This window comes from Neoroseomonas eburnea (genome assembly GCF_018129005.1).
GTDB lineage: Bacteria > Pseudomonadota > Alphaproteobacteria > Acetobacterales > Acetobacteraceae > Neoroseomonas > Neoroseomonas eburnea.
The window spans coordinates 1-19278 of sequence record NZ_JAAEDL010000013.1; the positions used below are offsets into that span (position 1 = coordinate 1).

Sequence of the window (19278 nt, forward strand, 5' to 3'; positions counted from 1 at the left end):
GCCACGCCGGCGCCGGCGCCGCGTGCGCTGCCGCAGATGGACGAGGCCCCGCCGCCCCCGCCGCCGGCCGAACTCCTCGCCCCGGGCGCCGGCCCGCCGCCTCCGCCGCCGGCCGAACTGCTCGCCCCGCCGCGCCGCTGAAGGCGGCGATACACAGCGGCCGGCGGTTGCTCTATGGTCCGCGCCCCTCTCACCCACGGACCCCGAGCATGACCGAGGACTTCCACCGCATCCGCCGCCTGCCGCCCTATGTCTTCGCCGAGGTCAACGCGGCGAAGGCGAAGGCGCGCGCGGCCGCGGAGGACATCGTGGACCTCGGCATGGGCAACCCGGACAGCCCGACGCCGCCCCACATCGTCGCCAAGCTGATCGAGGCGGTGCAGGACCCGCGCACGCACCGCTATTCCGTCTCGAAGGGCATCCCCGGCCTGCGCAAGGCGCTGGCCGGCTACTACGCCCGCCGCTTCGGCGTGAAGCTCGACCCGGAGACCGAGGTCGTCGCGACGCTGGGCTCGAAGGAGGGTCTCGCGAACCTCGCGCAGGCCATATCGAGCCCGGGCGACACCATCCTGGTGCCGAATCCGTCCTATCCCATCCACCAGTTCGGCTTCATCATCGCCGGCGCCTCGGTGCGCTCGATCCCCTACACGCCGGACGATTCGATGCTGGCGGCGATCGACCGCGCGGTGCGGCATTCCGTGCCGAAGCCGACCGCCGTGATCGTCAACTTCCCATCGAACCCGACCGCGCTCGTCGCACCCATCGAGTTCTACCGCGAACTCGTGGCGCTCTGCCGGCGGCACGAACTCTTCATCCTCTCGGACCTCGCCTACGCGGAACTCTATTTCGGCGCCACGCCGCCGCCCTCCGTGCTTGAGGTGCCGGGGGCGAAGGACATCACGGTGGAATTCACCTCGATGTCCAAGACCTACAACATGCCGGGCTGGCGCATGGGCTTCGCGGCGGGCAACCCGCGGCTGATCGCGGCGCTTGCGCGGGTGAAGTCCTACCTCGACTACGGCGCCTTCACGCCGATCCAGGTCGCGGCCACCGCCGCGCTGAACGGGCCGCAGGACTGCATCGAGGAGATGCGCGTCCTCTACAGGGACCGCCGCGAGGTGCTGGTGAAGGGCCTCAGGGCCGCGGGCTGGGACGTGCCGGCGCCGGAGGCCTCGATGTTCCTCTGGGCGCCCATTCCGGAGCGTTTCCGCCATCTCGGCTCGGTCGGCTTCTCCAAGCTGCTGCTCGAGAAGGCGAAGGTCGCCGTCGCCCCTGGCCTCGGCTTCGGCGAATACGGCGACGAGCACGTGCGCATCGCGCTGGTGGAGAACAGCCACCGCATCCGCCAGGCGCTGCGCGGCATCAAGTCCTTCCTCGCCGGCGACAATGCCGCGCCGGCCGACGTGCAGCAGGAACTGACCAACGCATGAACCGTCCGCTTGCCATTGCGGTCGCCGGCCTGGGAACGGTCGGCGCCGGGGTCGTCAACGTGCTGCGCGCGAATGCGGACATCATCGCCGCGCGCGCCGGCCGGCCGATCGCCGTGACGGCGGTCTCGGCGCGCGACCGCGCGCGGGACCGCGGCATCCCGCTCTCGGGCCTGCGCTGGTACGAGGATCCCGTCGCGCTCGCCGCCGACCCGCAGGTCGAGGTGGTGGTGGAATGCATCGGTGGCTCCGACGGTGCCGCCAAGGCGCTGGTCGAAGCCGCCATCGCCGCCGGCAAGCACGTGGTCACCGCCAACAAGGCGCTGCTCGCCGTGCATGGCGCGGCACTCGCCGAGGCATCGGAGGCCCGGGGCGTCGCACTCGCCTTCGAGGCCGCGGTCGCCGGCGGCATCCCGGCGATCAAGGCGGTGCGCGAGGGCCTTGCCGCCAACCGCATCCAGCGCGTCGCCGGCATCCTGAACGGCACCTGCAACTACATCCTGACCACGATGCGCACGGAGCGGCGGGAATTCGCCGAGGTGCTGCACGAGGCGCAGAGGCTCGGCTACGCCGAGGCCGATCCCTCCTTCGACATCGACGGCATCGACGCGGCGCACAAGCTCGCGATCCTGGCGGCGCTCGCCTTCGGGCGGCCGGTGGATTTCTCCGCCGTGCATGTCGAGGGCATCCGCGACGTCAGCGCGCTCGACATCGCGCTGGCGGAGGAACTCGGCTACCGGATCAAGCTGCTCGGCATCGCCAAGCGGGAGGAAGGCGGCATCTCGACCCGCGTGCACCCCTGCATGGTGCCCGCCGGCGCGCCGATCGCCCGCGTCGATGGCGTGTTCAACGCGGTGGTGGCGGAAGGCGACTTCGTCGGCCGGGTGATGATGGAAGGGCGCGGCGCCGGGGCGGGGCCGACCGCCTCGGCCGTGGTGGCGGACCTGGTGGACATCGCGCGCGGGCGCTTCACCCCGGTCTGGGGGGCGGCGACCAGCGCGCTGAAGCCCGAGCCTTCGCTGCCGATGGACCGGCACACCGGCGCCTACTACCTGCGCCTGATGGTGGTCGACCGGCCGGGCGTGATCGCCGATGTGACGGGCGTGCTGCGCGACCACGCGATCAGCCTCGAATCCATGCTCCAGCGCGGCCGCGCGCCGGGCGAGGCGGTGCCGGTGGTGCTCACCACGCATGAGACGAGCGAGGCCTCGGTGCGGGCCGCACTGGCGCGCATCGCCGCACTCGATGCCGTGGTGGAGAAGCCGGGGCTGATCCGGATCGAGGCGCTGTAGCATCCGGGCGGGCAGGGGGCATCACCCCCTGGGCGCGCGAATCCAGGCGCTGGTATAGACTGGTCAGGATTCGCTGGAGGAAGCCCCCATGCCCGAGACCGCAGCCCCGCCCGGGATGGTCGTCGATCGCAACCTGGCCCTGGAACTGGTGCGCGTCACCGAGGCCGCAGCGCTTGCCGCCTCCCGCTGGATCGGCCGGGGCGACAAGAACGCCGCCGACGGCGCGGCGGTCGAGGCGATGCGCAAGGCCTTCGACACCGTCGCCATCACCGGCACCGTCGTCATCGGCGAAGGCGAGATGGACGAGGCGCCGATGCTCTACATCGGCGAGAGGGTTGGCCTCTATGCACGCACCGGCGGCGGGCCCGAGGTCGATATCGCCGTCGATCCGCTCGAAGGCACCTCGATCACCGCCAAGGGCGGGCCGAATGCCATCGCGACGGTGGCGCTGGCGGAAAAGGGCGGCTTCCTGCACGCCCCCGACATCTACATGGACAAGATCGCGGTCGGCCCCGGCCTGCCGGACGGCGTGGTCAACCTCGACGCATCGCCGGAGGAGAACCTGCGCGAGCTCGCCCGCGCCAAGAAGTGCGACATCAGCGACCTGATGGTCTGCACCCTCGATCGCGACCGCCACAAGGACATGATCAAGGCTTGTCGCGCCGTCGGCGCGCGCATCAGCCTGATCGGCGACGGCGACGTGGCGGGCGTGATCAATGTCAGCCAGCGCGATGCCGGCATCGATATCTACATGGGTTCGGGCGGCGCGCCGGAAGGCGTGCTGGCGGCGGCCGCGCTGCGCTGCATCGGCGGCCAGATGCAGGGCCGGCTGATGTTCGAGAACGAGGAGCAGATCGCCCGCGCCGCCACGATGGGCGTGACCGACCCGAACCGCATCTACGGCGTCGAGGACATGGCCCGGGGCGACGTGATGTTCGCCGCGACCGGCGTGACCTCCGGCGCCATGCTGCGCGGCGTGCGGCGCTTCGCCGGCGGGGCCTACACGCATTCGATCGTCATGCGCTCGAAGTCCGGCACCGTCCGCTATGTGGAGGGCCACCACAATTTCGCGCGCAAGCCTTCCGCCTTCGTCGCCTGATGGACGGCGCAGGGGCTGACGCCCCGGTCCTTGGCGTCGCGCGGAGCGTCACCGGCCGCCGCTGGATGTGGCGGCCGGCCGATCCGCGCACCGGGCTCGGCATCGCCCAGCGCCTCGGCCTGCCGGAGATGGTGGGCCGGCTGCTCGCCGCGCGCGGCATCGGGCTCGACCACGCCGCCCAGTACCTGGAGCCGACGCTCCGCGCGCTGATGCCGGACCCCTCGGCGCTGACGGACATGGACGCGGCGGCCGACCGGCTGGCTGCGGCGGTGCGCAGCGGCGAGCATGTCGCGGTCTTCGGCGACTATGACGTGGACGGCGCCTGTTCCGGCGCCCTGATGTCGCGCTTCCTGCGCGACCTCGGCTGCGAGGTGACACCCTATGTGCCTGACCGGCTGAAGGAAGGCTACGGCCCCAACGCACCCGCCATCGCGGCGCTGTGCGAGCGCGGCGCCTCGCTGATCGTCTGCGTGGATTGCGGCATCGCCGCGGTGGAGGCGCTCGCCGCCGCCGAGGGCCATGCCGACGTCGTGGTGCTCGACCATCACAAGGCGGAGGGGCCGTTGCCGCGCATCCTCGCGGCGGTGAACCCGAACCGGCTCGATTGCGGCTCCGGCCTGCACGATGTCTGCGCCGCGGCGGTCGCCTTCCTGGCGGCGGCGGCGACGGTGCGCGTGCTGCGCAAGGCGGGCTGGTTCGGGCGCCGGCCGGAGCCCGACCTGCTCGGCCTGCTCGACCTGGTGGCGCTGGCGACCGTCTGCGACGTGATGCCGCTCACCGGCTTCAACCGAGCCCTGGTGGCGCAGGGGTTGAAGGTGATGGGCCGGCGGGGCAGGGCGGGGGTCGCCGCGCTGCTCGACGTCACCGCGGCGCGCGATGCGCCCACGGCGCATACGCTCGGCTTCCTGCTGGGGCCGCGGATCAACGCCTCGGGGCGCATCGGGGAGCCGGATCTCGGCCTCCGGCTGCTGCTCTGCGAGGATCCGGTCGAGGCGCGCGCCATCGCCGAGAAGCTCGATGCGGTGAACCGCCGCCGGCAGGAGGTGGAGGGCGAGGTCCTCGCCGCCGCCCACGCCATGGCCGAGGCCCAGGCCGCCGCCGGCCGCGCGGTGCTGCTGCTGGTGGGAGAGGGCTGGCACCCGGGTGTCGTCGGCATCGTCGCCGGCCGCATGAAGGAGAGGTTCAACCGCCCGACCTGCGTCGCCGGGTTGGCGGACGGCCTCGCCAAGGGGTCCGGGCGCTCCGTGCCGGGGGTCGATCTCGGCGCGGCGGTGATCGCGGCGCGCCAGTCGGGGCTGCTCGAGACCGGCGGCGGCCACGCCATGGCGGCCGGCTTCTCCTTCCGCGCCGGCCGGCATGAGGAGGTGCATGCCTTCCTCGAGGACCGGCTGCGCCACGCCGCCCTGCTGCCCGCCGCGGCCGACCTGCTGGTGGAAGGCACGCTCAACGTCATCGCCGCCCAGGCGGAACTGGCGAAGGAGGTGGCGCGCCTCGCCCCCTTCGGTCCCGGCAATGAGGAACCGATCTTCGCCATCCAGCGCGCCCGCGTGGTCAAGGCCGACCGCGTCGGCAAGGAGGGCGCGACGGTGCGCGCCATCGTCGAAGGCGAGGGCGGCGGGCGGCTCAAGACCATCTGCTTCCGCGCCAAGGACGGCCCGCTCGCGCAGGCGCTGCTGGCCGCGGACCGGCTGCCGCTGCATCTCTGCGGGCATCTGCGGGCCGAGCATTGGAACGGGGAGGTCACGGCCTCCCTGCAGGTGGTGGACGCGGCGCCGGCCTGATCCGCAGGTGCTGCGTCGAACCGATTGCGATGGCGCAAGGCCCGCGCGATCGGAATCGGCGATGCGCCCATCCGCATGCCGGCGACGATGCGCGGCGGGGAGCGGATGATGGACAGGATCGAGTGGGTGCTGGTGCCCGGCCCGGCCGGACGCGCGATCGGGGCGGTCGGCTTCATCGACGGCGAGGCCGCGGTGGTCGTCGCCTTCTACGAGGACCAGGACGGCAACCGCGACGGCACGGTGGACTGGGGCGAGTGGCTGCTGGCCCGCGTCTCGCCCGTGCATGTCGACGGCAAGGCCGTGCTGGAGGTGGCGATGACCGCGCGCTACCTGCCGGCGGTGGCCGAGCGCGGCCCGGGCTTCGATCGCTGGGTCGGCGAGCAGTTCGTCAGCTTCGCCGGCGGGCTCGTGGTCGACGCCGCCTACGCGGTGTATTTCTCGCAGGCCATCCAGGCCCTGACCGGCGGGATCGCGGGCGCGATCGGCGGCGGGCTGGTGCGCGAATACGTCATCCGCCGCGGCCTCGAAGCCGCCGTCCATCGCGTCTACGACGCGACCGTCCGCGACGTCGTCACGGCGATGCCGGTGCGCGCAGCAGCGCTCTGACCTCGGCCTCGCGCGGGATGGGCGCGACCGCGCCGTAGCCGGTGGTGGACAGCGCGGCGGCGGCATTGGCGTAGCGCGCTGCTTCCTCCGGCGGGTCGCCCGCCAGGCTGCGCGCGAGGAAGGCGCCGGCAAAGGTGTCCCCCGCGCCGGTCGCGTCCACCGCCGCGACGCGGTGCGCCGGGATGCGCGTGCGGCCCGCTCGCGTCGCCACCAGGCAGCCGGCCGCGCCGCATTTCACCAGCACCAGCGGGCAGAGGCGCAGGTAGCAATCCGCCACGGCATCGGCATTGGTCAGCCCGGTCAGCGCGGTTGCGTCGTCGAGCGAAGGCAGGGCGATATCGGCCATGCCGATGGTGGCGTGGATCACCGCCGCCGCCCGTGCCGCCGGCCACAGGCGCAGCCGCAGGTTGGTGTCGTAGGAAACCTTCACCCCCGCCTCGCGCGCCAGCTCGATGGCGCGGAAGGCGGCGTCGCAGGCGCTGTCCGAGATCGCCTGGCTGATGCCCGAGAGGTGCAGGATGCGCGCGGCGCGGATCGCCGCCTCCGGCACCTCCTCCGGCCGGTAGCGCGCGGCGGCGCTGCCGGTCCGGTAGAAGGTGAAGTGGTGGCCGGCGGCGTCGTGGCTGACGAAGTAGATGCCGGTCGGTGCCTCGGTGCGGCGGATGACGGTCGTGGTGTCCACTCCCTCCCTTGCCCAAAGCGCCATGAAGCTCTCACCCGGCGTGTCGTGCCCGATCGCGGTGACGTAGCCGACCGAGGCGCCCGACCGTGCCGCGGCGATGGCGGCGTTGGAGGTGTCCCCGCCATGGCCTTCGAGATACAGCCGCCTGCCATCCGGCCCGGCCGGCTGCTGGTTGAATTCCAGCATGGGTTCGCCCATGCAGAGGAGGTCCGGCATGTCAGGCCCTCATGATGCCGAGCGCTTCCTCGGCCGCCTTCTGCACCGCCGCACGGTCCCCGGCGGCGACCAGGGCCTCGTCCACCAGCTTGCCGCCGATGCCGACGAAGGCGGCGCCGGCCGCCAAGTAGTCGGGGGTGTTGCGGGCATCCACGCCGCCGGTCGGGCAGAAGGCGACATCGGGGAAGACCGCGCGCAGCGCCTTGATATGCGCCGGCCCCCCAGCCGAAGCGGCAGGGAAGATCTTCACCACGTCGGCGCCCGCCGCGAGGGCGGCGCGCACCTCGGTCGGCGTCATCGCGCCGAGCATCAGGCAGGCGCCGGCCTCCTGCACCGTGGCGGAGAGGGCGGGGTCCACCCAGGGCGCGACGATGAAGCGCGCCCCGGCCTCGAGGCAGGCTTCGGCCGTCCGGGCATCGGGCACCGTGCCTGCACCGACGAGGAGTTCGGGCTCGGAGGCCAGGGCGCGGATCAGCGCCGGCGCCTCCGGGACCGTCATGGTGATTTCGAAGACACGCAGCCCGGCTTCCTGCAGCCAGGCGACGGCGGTGGCGGCGCGGGCTGCGGAGGAGGCGCGCACCACCGGGATGATGCGGGCCTCCCTCAGGCGGGGAATCAGCGTGTGCATGGCGGCCTCGGTCCTGGCGGCGCCATGCTCGGGGCACGGGGCGCGGGAGGCAAGGGCGGAGGCCGGGTCGCGCGCGATCCGTTCCGGTTCCGGCGTGTCGATCGGGCGGCGCGCGCGGGCGCGGTGCAGGCGGCAACGGTCCCGATGCGCGCCCGGCCGAAAGCCTGGCCGCTATCAGACCGCCATGCGGTCGGCGGTGGCTTGCAGGGTGCGGGCGGCGGCGAGGGCGCGCTCGATTTCGGCGGCGGTGCTGTCGAGGGCGCCGCGATAGCCGACGACGCTGTCCCCGAGGCGTGACATCGTGCGGGAAAGGTCGCCGATGGCCTGGCGCAGGCCGGCGGTGGCGGTGGCCTGCTCGCCTATGGCCTCATCCAGGCGTCGCAGCGCCAGGCGGAGACGATCCTCGGGGCGCAGCGGGAAGCTGGCGATGCTCGCCGAGGTTGCGGGTTCGTGGCTGGGATCGACTGCGGACATGTGGCCTCAGCGGAACGCGTTAACCACTTCTTAGGGAATCTTCCCCGGTGAGGCGAGAAAAAAGTCTCGGTTTTGTCCAATTGTCGCGAAAAAACGCGAATGGCCGAGATCGCGGCCCGACCGAGGCTCCAGCCCAAAATTAGCATAATATCAATATACTGCAGTAAAAAGATCCCAGCCTGGAAGAGAGCGTCAAGGCCATCTTGTGGCGCGCGAGGCTCGATGACCACAATCCCTGGTGGCGCTTCTCACGCCCGACCGCGAAGGCCGCGGTGCCGCCACACGCGGCAGCGAGAATTCCAAGCCTCCGCCCGATCCTCTATGAGGCAGGTCGGAGGTGCTACCCCATGGGCCTGATCCTCGAGATCGGCGTCATTCTGCTGCTCGTGCTGTTGAACGGCGCTTTCGCCATGAGCGAACTCGCCATCGTCTCCTCGCGGCGGTCGCGCCTGATCGCCCTGGAACGCCGCGGCAGCCTGGGGGCCGCCGCGGCGCTCGCCCTGGCCGACGACCCGCAGCGCTTCCTGCCCACCGTGCAGGTCGGCATCACCCTGGTCGGCATCGTCGCCGGCGCCTTCGGCGGCGCGCGACTGTCGGGGACCCTCGGCGCGGCGCTCGACGCCATCCCGGGCATCGCGCCCTATGGGGGCGAGGCGAGCTTCGCGCTGGTGGTCATCGTGATCACCTATCTGAGCCTGATCCTCGGCGAGCTGGTCCCGAAGCAGGTCGCCTTGCGCAACCCGGAACGGGTGGCCGTGGTGGTTTCCCGCCCGCTCGCCTCGCTGGCGCGGGTCTCCGCGCCCGTCGTCTGGGTGCTCGGCAAGTCCTCGGCCTTCGTCCTGCGCTTGTTCGGCCCGGCCGTGCCCGGGGAGCAGTCGGTGACGGAGGAGGAGGTCAAGGCCGTGGTCGCCGAGGGCGCCCAGGCCGGCGCGCTGGAGACCGAGGAGCGCCACATGATCGAGCGCGTGCTCCGCCTGGCGGACAAGCCGGTGCGCGCGCTGATGACGCCGAGAAACGACCTTGCCTGGCTCGACCGCTCCGACACGCCGGCGGACATCGCCGCCCGGCTGCGCGCCAGCACCGTGACCCGCTTCGTCGTCGCCGATGGCCGGGTGGACAACGTGGTCGGCGTGGTGGCGGCCAAGGACCTGCTCGACCAGATGCTGGAAGGCGGGCCGATGTCGATCGCCGCCGCGCTGCGCCAGCCCCTGGTGCTGCCGGACACCCTGACCGCGCTGGATGCGCTGGAGCGGCTGCGCGGCGACCGGCTCGGCATGGCGCTGGTGATGGACGAGTACGGGTCCTTCGAGGGCGTCGTCACCGCCTCCGACCTGCTGGAGGCGATCGTCGGGGATCTCGGCCCGCCCGAGCCGGCTGCCGACGGCGTGGCGGTGGAACGGGCCGACGGCTCGCTGCTGCTGGACGGGTCCATGCCGTCGGATGAGCTGCGCGCGCGCCTGGAACTGCCGGAACTGCCGGGCGCCGGCACCTACCACACGGTGGCGGGGCTGATGCTGGCGCTGCTCAAGCGGGTGCCGAAGGAAGGCGACCGCATCGTCTGGGCCGGCTGGCGCTTCGAGGTCGTCGACATGGATGGCCGCCGCGTCGACAAGGTGCTGGCGAGCCGCGAGGAAGCCGTGGCGTGAGCCGTCACTTCGCGGCGGTCTTGGCGATCGGCGCGATGAATTGCGGCTCGGTGTCCCAGGGGAACAGGATCCAGGTGTCCTGGGACACCTCGGTGATGAAGGTGTCCACCACCGGCTTGCCGGCGGGCTTGGCGTAGACGGTGGCGAAATGCGCCCGGGGCAGCAGGGCGCGGATGACGCGGGCGGTGGTGCCGGTGTCCACCAGGTCGTCCACGATCAGCCAGCCGGTGCCGTCGCCGGCCGCGGCGGGCGGCTTGGCGACGCGCGGCTCGCCGCGCGCCTCCTCGTCATAGGTGAGGATGGAGACGCTCTCGATCAGCCGGCAGTCGAGCTCGCGGGCGATGATCGCCGCCGGGATCAGGCCGCCTCGGGTGATGGCGACGATCCCGGCCCAGGGGCCCTTCTCCAGCAGCCGCCAGGCGAGCGCCTTGCTGTCGCGGTGAAGCTGGTCCCAGGTGACCGTGTAGTAGCGCTCCGCCATCAGTACATCTTTCCCCCATCGGGCACCCGCATGTCGGGCCTGAGCAGCACCACCTCGCCGTTCTCGTCCGGCACGCCGAGGGTCAGCACCTCGCTGTCGAAGCCGGCGATGCGCCGCGGCGGGAAATTCACCACCGCCATCACCTGCCGGCCGATCAGGCGGTCCGGCGCGTAGTGCGCGGTGACCTGCGCCGCGGAGCGCTTCACCCCCAGCGCCCCGCCGAAATCCACCCAGAGGCGGAAGGAGGGCTTGCGGGCCTCCGGGAAGGGCTGGGCGTCCACGATCGTGCCGACGCGGATGTCCAGGCGGAGGAAGTCCTCGATGGTGGCCGGGGTGTCCATGGGCAGCGTCTAGAGCAGGTCGCGGGGGCCTGGGAACACCCTTCGACATGGCCGAGGGGCTTTCCTGCGGGGCGCGGGCGTTGCATGGAGGGGGCCAACACCTCTGGAAACGGACCCGCGATGCGCGATTTCCACTTGCCCGGCCGCAGCGCCGCCTATGGCACCAACGGCATGGCCGCGACCTCGATGCCGCAGGCGACGCTGGCCGCCCTCGACATCCTGCGCGCGGGGGGCAATGCGCTCGATGCCGCCATCGCGGCCTGCGCGGTACAGTGCGTGATCGAGCCGCAGTCCACCGGCATCGGCGGCGACTGCTTCTGCCTCTATGTCCCGGCGGGCTCGTCCAAGGTCATCGCCATCAACGGGTCGGGCCGCGCGCCAGGGGCGGCGACGCCGGAGGCGCTGCGCGCCGCCGGGCTGACCGCGATGGTCAATACCTCGGCCCATTCGGTGACCATCCCCGGCGCCATCAGCGCCTGGGAATTGCTGAACCGGACGCATGGCAAGCTCGGCCTTGACCGCATCCTGCAGGCCGCCATCGGCTATGCCGAGGAAGGCTTCGCCGTTTCCCCGCGCGTGGCCGGTGACTGGCAGGGCTCGGTGGGCAAGCTGTCCAAGCACCCGGCCTCGGCGCGGCGCTTCCTGAGGGACGGGGAGGCGCCGGCGCTGGGCAGCCGCTTCACCCAGCCGGAACTGGCACGGACGCTCCGCGCGATCGCAGCCCGCGGCAAGAAGGCCTTCTACGAGGGCGAGGTCGCCGCCGACATGGTCGCGACGCTGCGCGCCGCCGGCGGCCTGCACACCGAGGAGGACTTCGCCCGCGGCGCCGATGTGGCCGAGTTCGTCGAGCCCATTTCCATCAAGTGGCGCGACGTCGAGGTGTTCCAGTGCCCGCCGAACGGTTCGGGGATGCACGTGCTGCAGATCCTCGGCATCCTCGGCAAGCTGCCGACGCCGGAGCAGGGGCCGCTCTCGGCCGAGCGCCTGCACCGCCACATCGAGGCCGCGCGGCTGGTCTATCGCGACCGCGATGCCTTCCTCGCCGATCCGTCGATGGTGGAGGTGCCGGTCGCGAAGCTGACCTCGGACGAGTATCTCGGGCGGCTGGCGGGCCTCATTCGCGACGACGCGGCGATGCCCGAGCTGCCGCCGGCGGGCGAGAGCGACTTCGCCAAGCACAAGGACACGGTCTACCTCTCCGTCGTCGACAAGGACGGCAACGCCTGCTCCTTCATCAACTCGCTGTTCGAGGGCTTCGGCTCCGGCATCCTCGCCGAGAAGGCGGGCGTCATGCTGCAGAACCGCGGCTTCGGCTTCCGCATCCAGGACGGCCATCCGAACTGCATCGCGCCCTACAAGCGGCCGCTGCACACCATCATTCCCGGCATGGTGATGAAGGACGGCCAGGCGATCATGCCCTATGGCGTGATGGGCGGGCGCTTCCAGCCGACCGGCCAGACGCTTTTCCTGGCGAACCATTTCGAGTTCGGCCTCGACGTGCAGGAGGCGATCGACCTGCCCCGCCTGATGCCGCAGGACGGCAAGGTGCAGATCGAACGCGGCATCCCGGGTTCGGTGGTGGACCGGCTGAACCGGCTCGGCCATGTCTGCGAACTGGTCGACAAGCCGCATGGCGGCGGCCAGGCGATCTTCATCGACCGGAAGAATGGTTGCCTTGTGGGCGGGTCCGATCCGCGCAAGGACGGCTGCGCGATGGGCTATTGATGCCCCCGCACGCCGGGCGGGCCTGTCGCCCGGCGTGGCCAGGGAGGTCACGACCATGCCGCTCCATGCCATCCGTGCCGACATCACGACGCTGCCCGTCGATGCGATCGTGAATGCCGCGAATGAACGCCTGGCGCAGGGCGGCGGCGTCTGCGGCGCGATCTTCAGGGCGGCGGGCGCGGCGAAGCTGGCCGAGGCCTGCGACCGCGTCGCCCCGTGCCCGACCGGGGAGGCCCGCATCACCCCGGGCTTCGCGTTGCCGGCGAGGCACGTGATCCACGCCGTCGGCCCGGTCTGGCACGGCGGCGGGGCAGGGGAGGCGGCGCTGCTCGCCTCCTGCTACCGCGAATCCCTGCGGCTGTTGCGGGAGGCTGGCGGGCGTTCCATCGCCTTCCCGGCCATCTCCACCGGCATCTTCGGCTATCCGCTCGACCAGGCGACACGGATTGCCGTCGCGACGGTCCGGGAGGAAATTGCGCGCCATGGCGAGGTGGAGGTCACCTTCGCCTGTTTCGACCAGCACACGCTCGACATGTACGTGAAGGAAATCGGTCCATGACGGAAGCCTGCGATCTCTCCGCGGTCGAGGCGCGGCGCCTGATCGGGCGCAAGGCGCTTTCCCCGGTCGAATTGCTGGAGTCCTGCCTCACGCGCGTCTCCGAGGTGAACCACGCCGTCAACGCCATGGTGGCGATGGACGAACTCGCCGCGCGCGCCGCCGCCAAGGCCGCGGAACAGGCGGTGATGAGGGGCGAGACGCTCGGCCCGCTGCACGGCCTGCCGGTGGGCATCAAGGACCTCGAGGAGACGAAGGGGCTGCGCACCACCTATGGCAGCCCGATCTTCGCCGACTTCGTGCCCGAGGCCGACTGCACCATGGTCGCCAACCTGCGCCGCGCGGGCGCGATCGTCATCGGCAAGACCAACACGCCGGAATTCGGCGCCGGGGCCAATACGCGCAACGCCGTCTATGGCGTGACGGGCAATCCCTTCGATCCGACGAAGTCGGCGGCGGGTTCCTCCGGCGGCTCGGGCGTGGCGCTGGCCTGCGGCATGGCGCCGATCTGCTCCGGCTCGGACACGGGCGGGTCGCTGCGCAACCCGGCGGCGTTCAACGGCATCGTCGGCTACCGGCCCTCGCCGGGGCTGGTGCCGTCTGAGAAGCGTGCGCATGGCTGGTCGGGCCTGCCGGTGCTCGGGCCGATGGCGCGCAGCGTGCAGGATGCGGCGCTGATGCTCTCGGCCATGGCGTCCGACGATGCGGCCGATCCGCTGGCCTACACGCTGCACGGCGCGGCGGGGCGGGGCGTGCCGGAGATGTACTACCCGGTGAAGCCGATCGACCTCGGCTCGCTGCGGCTCGCCGTCAGCGCCGATTTCGGCCAGGCGCCGGTCGAGAAGCACATCCGCGACATCTTCGCCGGCCGCGCGCGGGCCATCGCGCCGATGTTCGGCTCGGCCGACGAAGCGAGCCCCGATTGCCGCGGCGGCGACGAGGCCTTCGAGGTGCTGCGCGCCACCGGCTTCCTGACCTCGCATCTGGAGAAGGTGCGGACGCGCCCGCAGGATGTCGGCCCGAACGTGCGCGCCAATGTCGAGGAAGGTCTGCGCTACACGCTCGAGGATTCGGCGCGGGCGCTGGCGGCGCAGACGCGCATGTACCGCGCCTGGCAGCATTTCTTCGCCCGCCACGACATCCTGATCACGCCGGCGATCACTGTCTCGCCGCGGCCGTGGAAGGAACTGTATCCGGCGGAGATCGACGGCCAGCCGACGCGCACCTACTTCCACTGGCTGGCGATGGCCTACTATGTGACGCTGTGCGGCCACCCGGCGGTGTCGATCCCGATGGGCCTCGACCGCAACGGCATGCCCTTCGGCCTGCAGGTGGTCGGCCCGCGCGGCGGCGATGCGCTGCTGCTGCGCGTCGCCGCGGCGATCGAGGAGGCCTTCGCGGGCGACGCCGCACTGAGCCGCCCGGCACCGGATCTCGCGGCGCTGAAGGCGGCACCGCCGGTGAAGGAGATGCCGGGCGCCGTGGGCTGGGACTGATCCCGCCCTACCAGCCCCGGTAGTAGCCCCGCGGCGGGCCGTAATAGGCCCGCGGCGGCGGCGCATGGTAGTGGCGCGGACCGTAGTCGTAACGCGGCTGGGACGCGGCGGCGACGCCGAGCCCCGCCGCCGCGCCGATGCCGGCGCCGAGCAGCGCGGTGCGGGTCGGGTCCATCCGGCCATAGGCGTCGTAGCAGCCTGCGGTGAGCAGCGCGGCCCCGAGGGCCAGGATCGGCATGGCTCGCATGGCGGGACTCCTCCGCAGCGGTGAAGGCTTCGTCATGCGAGGAAGCAGACACCACGGGCGGGGAGGTCTCGCGGCCGAAACAAGGCCGCGGCGAGGCGCTTCGTAACCGGGCGTCACCTTCGCCGATCGCGGCGGTACCCGGCGCGGTGGAGGTTCAGCGCGGCGTGCCGCTTTGCCCCCGCGACTGGGAAACCGCCGCGCCGGTGACGGCGAGCGACCCGCCGACCCGGATCGAGACCGGACGGTCCTGCGCCGTCTCGGATGGGCCGGCGGCGGACCCGCATCCGGCGAGCAACGCGGCGGCGATGAGGAGGCAGCAGCGGGTGCCGGGCAGGGGGATGCGGCGTTCCACGGCGCGGCGGCGCCTCAGCCCCGCTGGCCCGAGAAGGCGTTGAAGGTCTGCAGCGTGTAGGTGTCCTTCACGCCCGGCACGGTCTGGACCTTCTCCACCACGAAGAGGCCGATGTCGCGGTCCGGCTCCAGGTAGAACTTCCCGAGCAGGTCGTACTGGCCGGAGATGGAGTGCATCTCCGACAATTCCTCGATGCCGTCGGCCATTTCCCGGGCCACCCGGTAGGCCTGGCCCATTTCGCATTTGATCATCACGAAGATCGCGCGCATCCGAAGGTCCTTGAATTCTGTGCCGGCGAACCGCCTCAGGCGCGCCGAGTTTCCCATGTCCAGGCCCGCCAAAGAAGCAGGGGCAGCGCCAGGGCCTTCACGATCGTCATCAGCAGAAGCAGGCCGAAATTGTTCGGCGCGAAGTCATGGGCCTGCGCCGCCTGGATGACATGCCCGGCCGCGACACCAGCGTAGAACAGGCTGATATACGCGACCACCGCGCTCTTGAACGCGAGGCTGCGCCGGAAGGCGGCGATGGCAACCACGCCGATGGCGGCATCCGCGACGCCGACCTCGAACTGGAACGGGCTGACCTGCCAGCCGATCGAGGCCGCCGCGACGTGCGGGGCGAAGATGTGGAACAGCCCGGCCCACAGCGTTTCCACCCCCACCGCCAGCAGCAGCAGCCAGTCGAGAAGGCGCCGCGCCGCCGGCTGCCCGTCCCGCCGCAGCGCGGCGATCAGCAGGGCGGCGACGAGGAGGATGATCGGCAGGTGGCTGAGGACCAGGCGGATGAGGTCGGCCATGCCAGGATTCGGCGCATCGCCGCCTTTCAGGGATCGTGCCGTCTCCGATAGCACAGGCAGTGCCTCCGTGGTCCGCCCCCGGCGCCGTGGCGCATGCGCGGGCGGCCCGCCCAAGACTTGGGCAGCTTTCCGCCACGCCCGGAGTCGCCACCCCCGCCGGGCGCGGCACGGCGATTGCTTCGCGTCATCGCATGACCGTCATCACCCAGGCGCCGGACCGCGGCGGCCCCGCCCAGCCGCTTCTCACCGTGAAGGGGCTCGTGAAGCACTTCCCGATCCATGGCGGGCTGCTCGGCCGCCGCGTGGCCGAGGTGCGCGCGGTGGACGGCGTCGATCTGACGATCCTGAAGGGCGAGACGCTCGGCATCGTGGGCGAATCCGGCTGCGGCAAATCCACCACCGCTCGGCTGCTGATGCGGCTGGTGGAACCCGACGCCGGGGAGATGATCTTCGACGGCGAGACGGTCGGCGGCAACGACCAGGCGGGCGGCATGCCGCTGCGCGACTACCGCCGCCAGGTGCAGATGGTGTTCCAGGATTCCTACGCCTCCCTGAACCCGCGCCTGACCATCGAGGAGACCATCGCCTTCGCCCCCAAGGTGCACGGCGTCTCCGCCTACGAGGCGCGGGAGCGCTCGCATGAGCTGCTCGCCGCGGTCGGCCTCGCGCCCGGCCAGTTCGCCCGGCGCTACCCGCATGAGCTCTCGGGCGGCCAGCGCCAGCGCATCAACATCGCCCGCGCGCTCGCGCTGCAGCCGAGGCTGGTGATCCTCGACGAGCCGGTCTCGGCGCTCGACAAGTCGGTCGAGGCGCAGGTGCTGAACCTGCTGGTCGACCTCAAGGACAAGTTCGGGCTGACCTACGCCTTCATCAGCCACGACCTGAACGTGGTGCAGTACATCTCCGACCGCGTGCTGGTGATGTATCTCGGCAAGGTGGCCGAACACGGCCCGGTCGAGGAGATCTACGAGCGTCCGGCGCATCCCTACACCCGCGCGCTGCTCGCCTCCCGCCCCTCGATGGACCCGGCGATGCGGCGCACCGAGCCGCCGCTGACCGGCGACCCGCCCAATCCGGTGAATCCGCCCTCCGGCTGCCGCTTCCGCACCCGCTGCACCATGGCCGAGGCGGTCTGCGCCGAGCGCGAGCCCGTGGCCGCCGGCCTCAGCGCCGGGCACGAAGCGGCCTGCCATGCCGCCATGCCGGGCAGCGGGCATTCCGCCGCGCCGAGGATCGCCGCATGAGCGCCGCCCTGAAGCCCGCCGCGCCCGCCCCGCTGGTCCGCGCCCGCGACCTGACGGTGCGCTTCGTCTCCCGCGACGCCACCATCCACGCGGTGAACGGCGTCGACCTCGACCTGGCGCAGGGGGAGGTGCTGTGCCTGCTGGGTGAATCCGGCTCCGGCAAGTCGGTGACGTTGCGCGCGCTGATGGGACTGCTGCCGAAGCGGGCGAAGGTCGGCGGGACGATCGAAGTCGCCGGCCGCGACGTGCAGGCGATGAACGAGCGCCAGCTCTCGGCCTTCCGCGGCGGCGACGTGGCGATGATCTTCCAGGAGCCGATGACCGCACTCGACCCGGTCTTCACCATCGGCCGCCAGATCGCCGAGGCGGTGCAGCGGCATGAGGGCGTGTCGCGTTCTGCGGCGGATGCGCGGGCGCTCGAATTGCTGGAACTGGTGCACATCCCCTCCGCGAAGCGTCGTCTCGCGGCCTACCCGCATGAGTTGTCCGGCGGCCTTCGTCAGCGCGCCATGATTGCGGTGGCGCTCGCCTGCAAACCCAAGCTGCTGCTGGCGGACGAGCCGACCACCGCGCTCGACGCCACGGTGCAGATCCAGGTGCTGCTGCTGCTGCGCGAGTTGCAGGAAAAGCTCGGCATGGGCGTCATCTTCGTGACGCACGACCTCGGCGTGGCGGGCGAGATCGCCGACCGGGTCGCGGTGATGTATGCCGGCCGGGTGGTGGAGGAAGGGCCGATCGGGCCGTTCATGGCTGGTCCGCTGCATCCCTACCCGCAGGGATTGCTCGGTGCGACGGTGCATGCCGGCATGCGCGGCAAGCGGCTGACGACGATCCCGGGCGCGCCGCCGAGCCTCGAATGCCTGCCCGCCGGCTGTGCCTTCGCGCCGCGCTGCGCCTTCGCCGAGCCCGCCTGCACGGCGGCCGTGCCCGAACCCCGCTTCGCCGGCGGCGGCCGCATGGCCTGCTGCATCCGCGTGCCGGCGGCGTGAGGCGACGCGGTCCGGAGTCTTGTGGATTGCGGCCGGCGGCGTCACATAGACGGGAACGCGGGGCGGACACGGAATGCGGACCATAACCCAGGTGGCGGTGCTGGCATTGCTCGGCGGCGCCGGCGCGGCTTGGCACCTCTATGGCGACAGGGTGGGGCTGCCACCGCCGCTCGAACTTCTGGGCGTGAAGTCGGGGTCCCAGCGTGCCGCCGGGGGTGGCGCCGCCGGCGGGCCGGTGGGCGTGATCGTCCAGGCGGTCCGGGTCGCCCCGGTGGTGGAGAAGGTCGAGAGCGTCGGCACGGTCCGCGCGCGGGAAGCCGTCATCATCACCAGCAAGGTCGCCGGCATGGTGGAGCAGATCCGCTTCGCCGAAGGCCAGCGCGTCGCTGCCGGCGAGGCGCTGGTGCAGCTCGACGCCGCGGCTCTGCGGGCCGAGCTCGACCAGGCGCGCGCCCTGCTCGACGACGCGCGCAACCAGCTCGTGCGCGCGCGCCAGCTCCAGCCGGGCGCCACCATCGCCGCCCAGCGGCTCGAGACGCTGGAGGCGCTCGCGCGCCAGGCGGAGGGACGGGTGCGCCAGGCGGAGGCCCGGCTCGAGGAGCTGCGCGTGACCGCCCCCTTCGCCGGCCGCGTCGGCCTGCGCCAGGTCAGCCCCGGCGCACTGATCCAGCCCGGAACCCCGATCACCACGCTGGACGACACCTCCCGCGTGCGCGTCGAGTTCTCTGTGCCCGAGGTGCATCTCGCGCGCATCCGCGTCGGCAGCGGCGTGACCGCGCGCAGCAGCGCCTACGGCGCGCGCCGCTTTCAGGGCACGGTCGCGGTGATCGACACGCGCATCGATCCGGCGACGCGATCGGTGCGCGTCATCAGCGAATTCGACAATGCGGACGAGGCGCTGCGCCCCGGCCTGTTCCTCACGGTGGAACTGGTGCTGGAGGAACGCGAGCGCGCGCTGCTGGTTGCCGAGGAGGCGATCGACCCGGTCGGCGACCGCGCCTACGTCTTCGTCGTGCGCGACGGCCGCGCGCGCCGGCAGGAGGTCAGGCTCGGCCTGCGCCTGCCGGGCGAGGTCGAGGTTAGGGAAGGGCTGAACGCCGGCGAGCCGGTGGTGGTCCGCGGCGTGCAGCGCCTGCGCAACGACCTGCCCGTGCGGGTGGTCGAGACCCTCGCGCGGCCGACGAGCTGAGCGGGGAGGGC

The 19278-nt window shown here is 72.0% G+C and carries 21 protein-coding genes; 12 read left to right on the forward strand and 9 right to left on the reverse strand.

All coding sequences use genetic code 11. The features are described 5' to 3' along the window. Positions 1 to 209 precede the first annotated feature (209 nt). The 5 genes from GXW74_RS14020 (at position 210) to GXW74_RS14040 (ending at position 6205) form a co-directional block, all read left to right on the forward strand. Positions 210 to 1430 (forward strand): LL-diaminopimelate aminotransferase, encoded by a 1221-nt coding sequence (locus tag GXW74_RS14020; protein ID WP_211847145.1) that lies wholly within the window; start codon positions 210 to 212, stop codon positions 1428 to 1430. Beyond that, complete coding sequence (locus tag GXW74_RS14025; protein ID WP_211847146.1) at positions 1427 to 2719, forward strand: homoserine dehydrogenase; 1293 nt, start codon at positions 1427 to 1429, stop codon at positions 2717 to 2719. Before GXW74_RS14020 ends, GXW74_RS14025 begins: the two co-directional genes overlap by 4 nt. An 88-nt stretch (positions 2720 to 2807) precedes the next feature. Continuing rightward, positions 2808 to 3818 (forward strand): class II fructose-bisphosphatase, encoded by a 1011-nt coding sequence (glpX, locus tag GXW74_RS14030; protein WP_211847147.1) that lies wholly within the window; start codon positions 2808 to 2810, stop codon positions 3816 to 3818. Next, complete coding sequence (recJ, locus tag GXW74_RS14035) at positions 3818 to 5599, forward strand: single-stranded-DNA-specific exonuclease RecJ (protein ID WP_211847148.1); 1782 nt, start codon at positions 3818 to 3820, stop codon at positions 5597 to 5599. The genes glpX and recJ overlap by 1 nt, the downstream gene beginning before the upstream one ends. Before the next feature lie 108 nt (positions 5600 to 5707). Then, positions 5708 to 6205, forward strand: a complete 498-nt coding sequence (locus GXW74_RS14040) for a hypothetical protein (protein ID WP_211847149.1) — start codon at positions 5708 to 5710, stop codon at positions 6203 to 6205. On the opposite strand, the gene GXW74_RS14045 is transcribed toward GXW74_RS14040, so the two are convergent. From GXW74_RS14045 to GXW74_RS14055, 3 genes are all read right to left on the reverse strand, one after another. Next, on the reverse strand, positions 6171 to 7103 hold the full coding sequence (locus GXW74_RS14045; RefSeq protein WP_211847150.1) for a sugar kinase: 933 nt from the start codon (positions 7101 to 7103) through the stop codon (positions 6171 to 6173). The two genes, GXW74_RS14040 and GXW74_RS14045, sit on opposite strands and share 35 nt — an antisense overlap. Before the next feature lies 1 nt (position 7104). Then, positions 7105 to 7731: a bifunctional 4-hydroxy-2-oxoglutarate aldolase/2-dehydro-3-deoxy-phosphogluconate aldolase gene (locus GXW74_RS14050; protein ID WP_211847151.1), complete on the reverse strand. Its 627-nt coding sequence runs from the start codon at positions 7729 to 7731 to the stop codon at positions 7105 to 7107. Between the two features lie 174 nt (positions 7732 to 7905). Then, on the reverse strand, positions 7906 to 8205 hold the full coding sequence (locus GXW74_RS14055; protein ID WP_211847152.1) for a hypothetical protein: 300 nt from the start codon (positions 8203 to 8205) through the stop codon (positions 7906 to 7908). 347 nt (positions 8206 to 8552) lie between these two features. On the opposite strand from GXW74_RS14055, the gene GXW74_RS14060 reads away from it, so the two are divergent. Further along, positions 8553 to 9851 (forward strand): hemolysin family protein, encoded by a 1299-nt coding sequence (locus GXW74_RS14060; protein ID WP_211847153.1) that lies wholly within the window; start codon positions 8553 to 8555, stop codon positions 9849 to 9851. Positions 9852 to 9855: 4 nt separating this feature from the next. Here GXW74_RS14060 and gpt read toward each other — a convergent pair whose 3' ends face one another. Together gpt and GXW74_RS14070 are read right to left on the reverse strand one after the other, a co-directional pair. Continuing rightward, positions 9856 to 10332 carry a xanthine phosphoribosyltransferase gene (gpt, locus tag GXW74_RS14065; protein ID WP_211847154.1) on the reverse strand — a complete coding sequence of 159 codons (477 nt, stop codon included), beginning with the start codon at positions 10330 to 10332 and terminating at the stop codon, positions 9856 to 9858. After that, positions 10332 to 10673, reverse strand: coding sequence for a tRNA-binding protein (locus tag GXW74_RS14070; RefSeq protein ID WP_211847155.1), 342 nt, complete (start codon positions 10671 to 10673; stop codon positions 10332 to 10334). Before GXW74_RS14070 ends, gpt begins: the two co-directional genes overlap by 1 nt. Positions 10674 to 10793: 120 nt before the next feature. Between GXW74_RS14070 and ggt the strand changes: the two genes are divergently transcribed. Genes ggt through GXW74_RS14085 form a run of 3 tightly spaced genes read left to right on the forward strand, consistent with a single transcriptional unit; the run spans position 10794 to position 14450 of the window. Beyond that, a complete protein-coding gene (gene ggt, locus GXW74_RS14075; RefSeq protein ID WP_211847156.1) occupies positions 10794 to 12398 on the forward strand; it encodes a gamma-glutamyltransferase in 1605 nt (534 codons plus the stop codon). Positions 12399 to 12453: 55 nt separating this feature from the next. Next, positions 12454 to 12957, forward strand: a complete 504-nt coding sequence (locus GXW74_RS14080; protein ID WP_211847157.1) for a macro domain-containing protein — start codon at positions 12454 to 12456, stop codon at positions 12955 to 12957. Then, complete coding sequence (locus GXW74_RS14085; protein WP_211847158.1) at positions 12954 to 14450, forward strand: amidase; 1497 nt, start codon at positions 12954 to 12956, stop codon at positions 14448 to 14450. Before GXW74_RS14080 ends, GXW74_RS14085 begins: the two co-directional genes overlap by 4 nt. A gap of 7 nt (positions 14451 to 14457) precedes the next feature. On the opposite strand, the gene GXW74_RS14090 is transcribed toward GXW74_RS14085, so the two are convergent. The 4 genes from GXW74_RS14090 to GXW74_RS14105 form a co-directional block, all read right to left on the reverse strand. Then, entirely contained in the window at positions 14458 to 14697 is a 240-nt protein-coding gene (locus GXW74_RS14090; protein WP_211847283.1) for a hypothetical protein, read from the reverse strand. Between the two features lie 154 nt (positions 14698 to 14851). Beyond that, positions 14852 to 15049, reverse strand: coding sequence for a hypothetical protein (locus GXW74_RS14095; RefSeq protein WP_211847159.1), 198 nt, complete (start codon positions 15047 to 15049; stop codon positions 14852 to 14854). Positions 15050 to 15063: 14 nt separating this feature from the next. Continuing rightward, positions 15064 to 15318, reverse strand: coding sequence for an Lrp/AsnC ligand binding domain-containing protein (locus GXW74_RS14100; RefSeq protein WP_211847160.1), 255 nt, complete (start codon positions 15316 to 15318; stop codon positions 15064 to 15066). Positions 15319 to 15353: 35 nt separating this feature from the next. Further along, on the reverse strand, positions 15354 to 15845 hold the full coding sequence (locus GXW74_RS14105; RefSeq protein WP_211847161.1) for a DUF6790 family protein: 492 nt from the start codon (positions 15843 to 15845) through the stop codon (positions 15354 to 15356). Positions 15846 to 16036: 191 nt separating this feature from the next. Here GXW74_RS14105 and GXW74_RS14110 point away from each other — a divergent pair, with 191 nt between their 5' ends. The 3 genes from GXW74_RS14110 (at position 16037) to GXW74_RS14120 (ending at position 19267) form a co-directional block, all read left to right on the forward strand. Continuing rightward, complete coding sequence (locus GXW74_RS14110) at positions 16037 to 17089, forward strand: ABC transporter ATP-binding protein (RefSeq protein ID WP_211847162.1); 1053 nt, start codon at positions 16037 to 16039, stop codon at positions 17087 to 17089. Next, positions 17086 to 18078, forward strand: a complete 993-nt coding sequence (locus tag GXW74_RS14115) for an ABC transporter ATP-binding protein (RefSeq protein ID WP_211847163.1) — start codon at positions 17086 to 17088, stop codon at positions 18076 to 18078. Before GXW74_RS14110 ends, GXW74_RS14115 begins: the two co-directional genes overlap by 4 nt. A gap of 73 nt (positions 18079 to 18151) precedes the next feature. Then, on the forward strand, positions 18152 to 19267 hold the full coding sequence (locus tag GXW74_RS14120; RefSeq protein ID WP_211847164.1) for an efflux RND transporter periplasmic adaptor subunit: 1116 nt from the start codon (positions 18152 to 18154) through the stop codon (positions 19265 to 19267). The last annotated feature ends 11 nt before the right edge of the window (positions 19268 to 19278 follow it).

Bases quoted from the DNA above. Each gene is read 5' to 3' on its own strand.
- GXW74_RS14045 (WP_211847150.1), bottom strand. From the start codon at position 7,103: ATGCCGGACCTCCTCTGCATGGGCGAACCCATGCTGGAATTCAACCAG.
- GXW74_RS14060 (WP_211847153.1), top strand. From the start codon at position 8,553: ATGGGCCTGATCCTCGAGATCGGCGTCATTCTGCTGCTCGTGCTGTTG.
- gpt (WP_211847154.1), bottom strand. From the start codon at position 10,332: ATGGCGGAGCGCTACTACACGGTCACCTGGGACCAGCTTCACCGCGAC.
- ggt (WP_211847156.1), top strand. From the start codon at position 10,794: ATGCGCGATTTCCACTTGCCCGGCCGCAGCGCCGCCTATGGCACCAAC.
- GXW74_RS14120 (WP_211847164.1), top strand. From the start codon at position 18,152: ATGCGGACCATAACCCAGGTGGCGGTGCTGGCATTGCTCGGCGGCGCC.
- GXW74_RS14090 (WP_211847283.1), bottom strand. From the start codon at position 14,697: ATGCGAGCCATGCCGATCCTGGCCCTCGGGGCCGCGCTGCTCACCGCA.
- recJ (WP_211847148.1), top strand. From the start codon at position 3,818: ATGGACGGCGCAGGGGCTGACGCCCCGGTCCTTGGCGTCGCGCGGAGC.
- GXW74_RS14110 (WP_211847162.1), top strand. From the start codon at position 16,037: ATGACCGTCATCACCCAGGCGCCGGACCGCGGCGGCCCCGCCCAGCCG.
- GXW74_RS14100 (WP_211847160.1), bottom strand. From the start codon at position 15,318: ATGCGCGCGATCTTCGTGATGATCAAATGCGAAATGGGCCAGGCCTAC.
- GXW74_RS14025 (WP_211847146.1), top strand. From the start codon at position 1,427: ATGAACCGTCCGCTTGCCATTGCGGTCGCCGGCCTGGGAACGGTCGGC.
- GXW74_RS14055 (WP_211847152.1), bottom strand. From the start codon at position 8,205: ATGTCCGCAGTCGATCCCAGCCACGAACCCGCAACCTCGGCGAGCATC.
- GXW74_RS14080 (WP_211847157.1), top strand. From the start codon at position 12,454: ATGCCGCTCCATGCCATCCGTGCCGACATCACGACGCTGCCCGTCGAT.
- GXW74_RS14115 (WP_211847163.1), top strand. From the start codon at position 17,086: ATGAGCGCCGCCCTGAAGCCCGCCGCGCCCGCCCCGCTGGTCCGCGCC.
- GXW74_RS14070 (WP_211847155.1), bottom strand. From the start codon at position 10,673: ATGGACACCCCGGCCACCATCGAGGACTTCCTCCGCCTGGACATCCGC.
- GXW74_RS14040 (WP_211847149.1), top strand. From the start codon at position 5,708: ATGGACAGGATCGAGTGGGTGCTGGTGCCCGGCCCGGCCGGACGCGCG.
- GXW74_RS14020 (WP_211847145.1), top strand. From the start codon at position 210: ATGACCGAGGACTTCCACCGCATCCGCCGCCTGCCGCCCTATGTCTTC.
- GXW74_RS14050 (WP_211847151.1), bottom strand. From the start codon at position 7,731: ATGCACACGCTGATTCCCCGCCTGAGGGAGGCCCGCATCATCCCGGTG.
- GXW74_RS14085 (WP_211847158.1), top strand. From the start codon at position 12,954: ATGACGGAAGCCTGCGATCTCTCCGCGGTCGAGGCGCGGCGCCTGATC.
- glpX (WP_211847147.1), top strand. From the start codon at position 2,808: ATGCCCGAGACCGCAGCCCCGCCCGGGATGGTCGTCGATCGCAACCTG.
- GXW74_RS14105 (WP_211847161.1), bottom strand. From the start codon at position 15,845: ATGGCCGACCTCATCCGCCTGGTCCTCAGCCACCTGCCGATCATCCTC.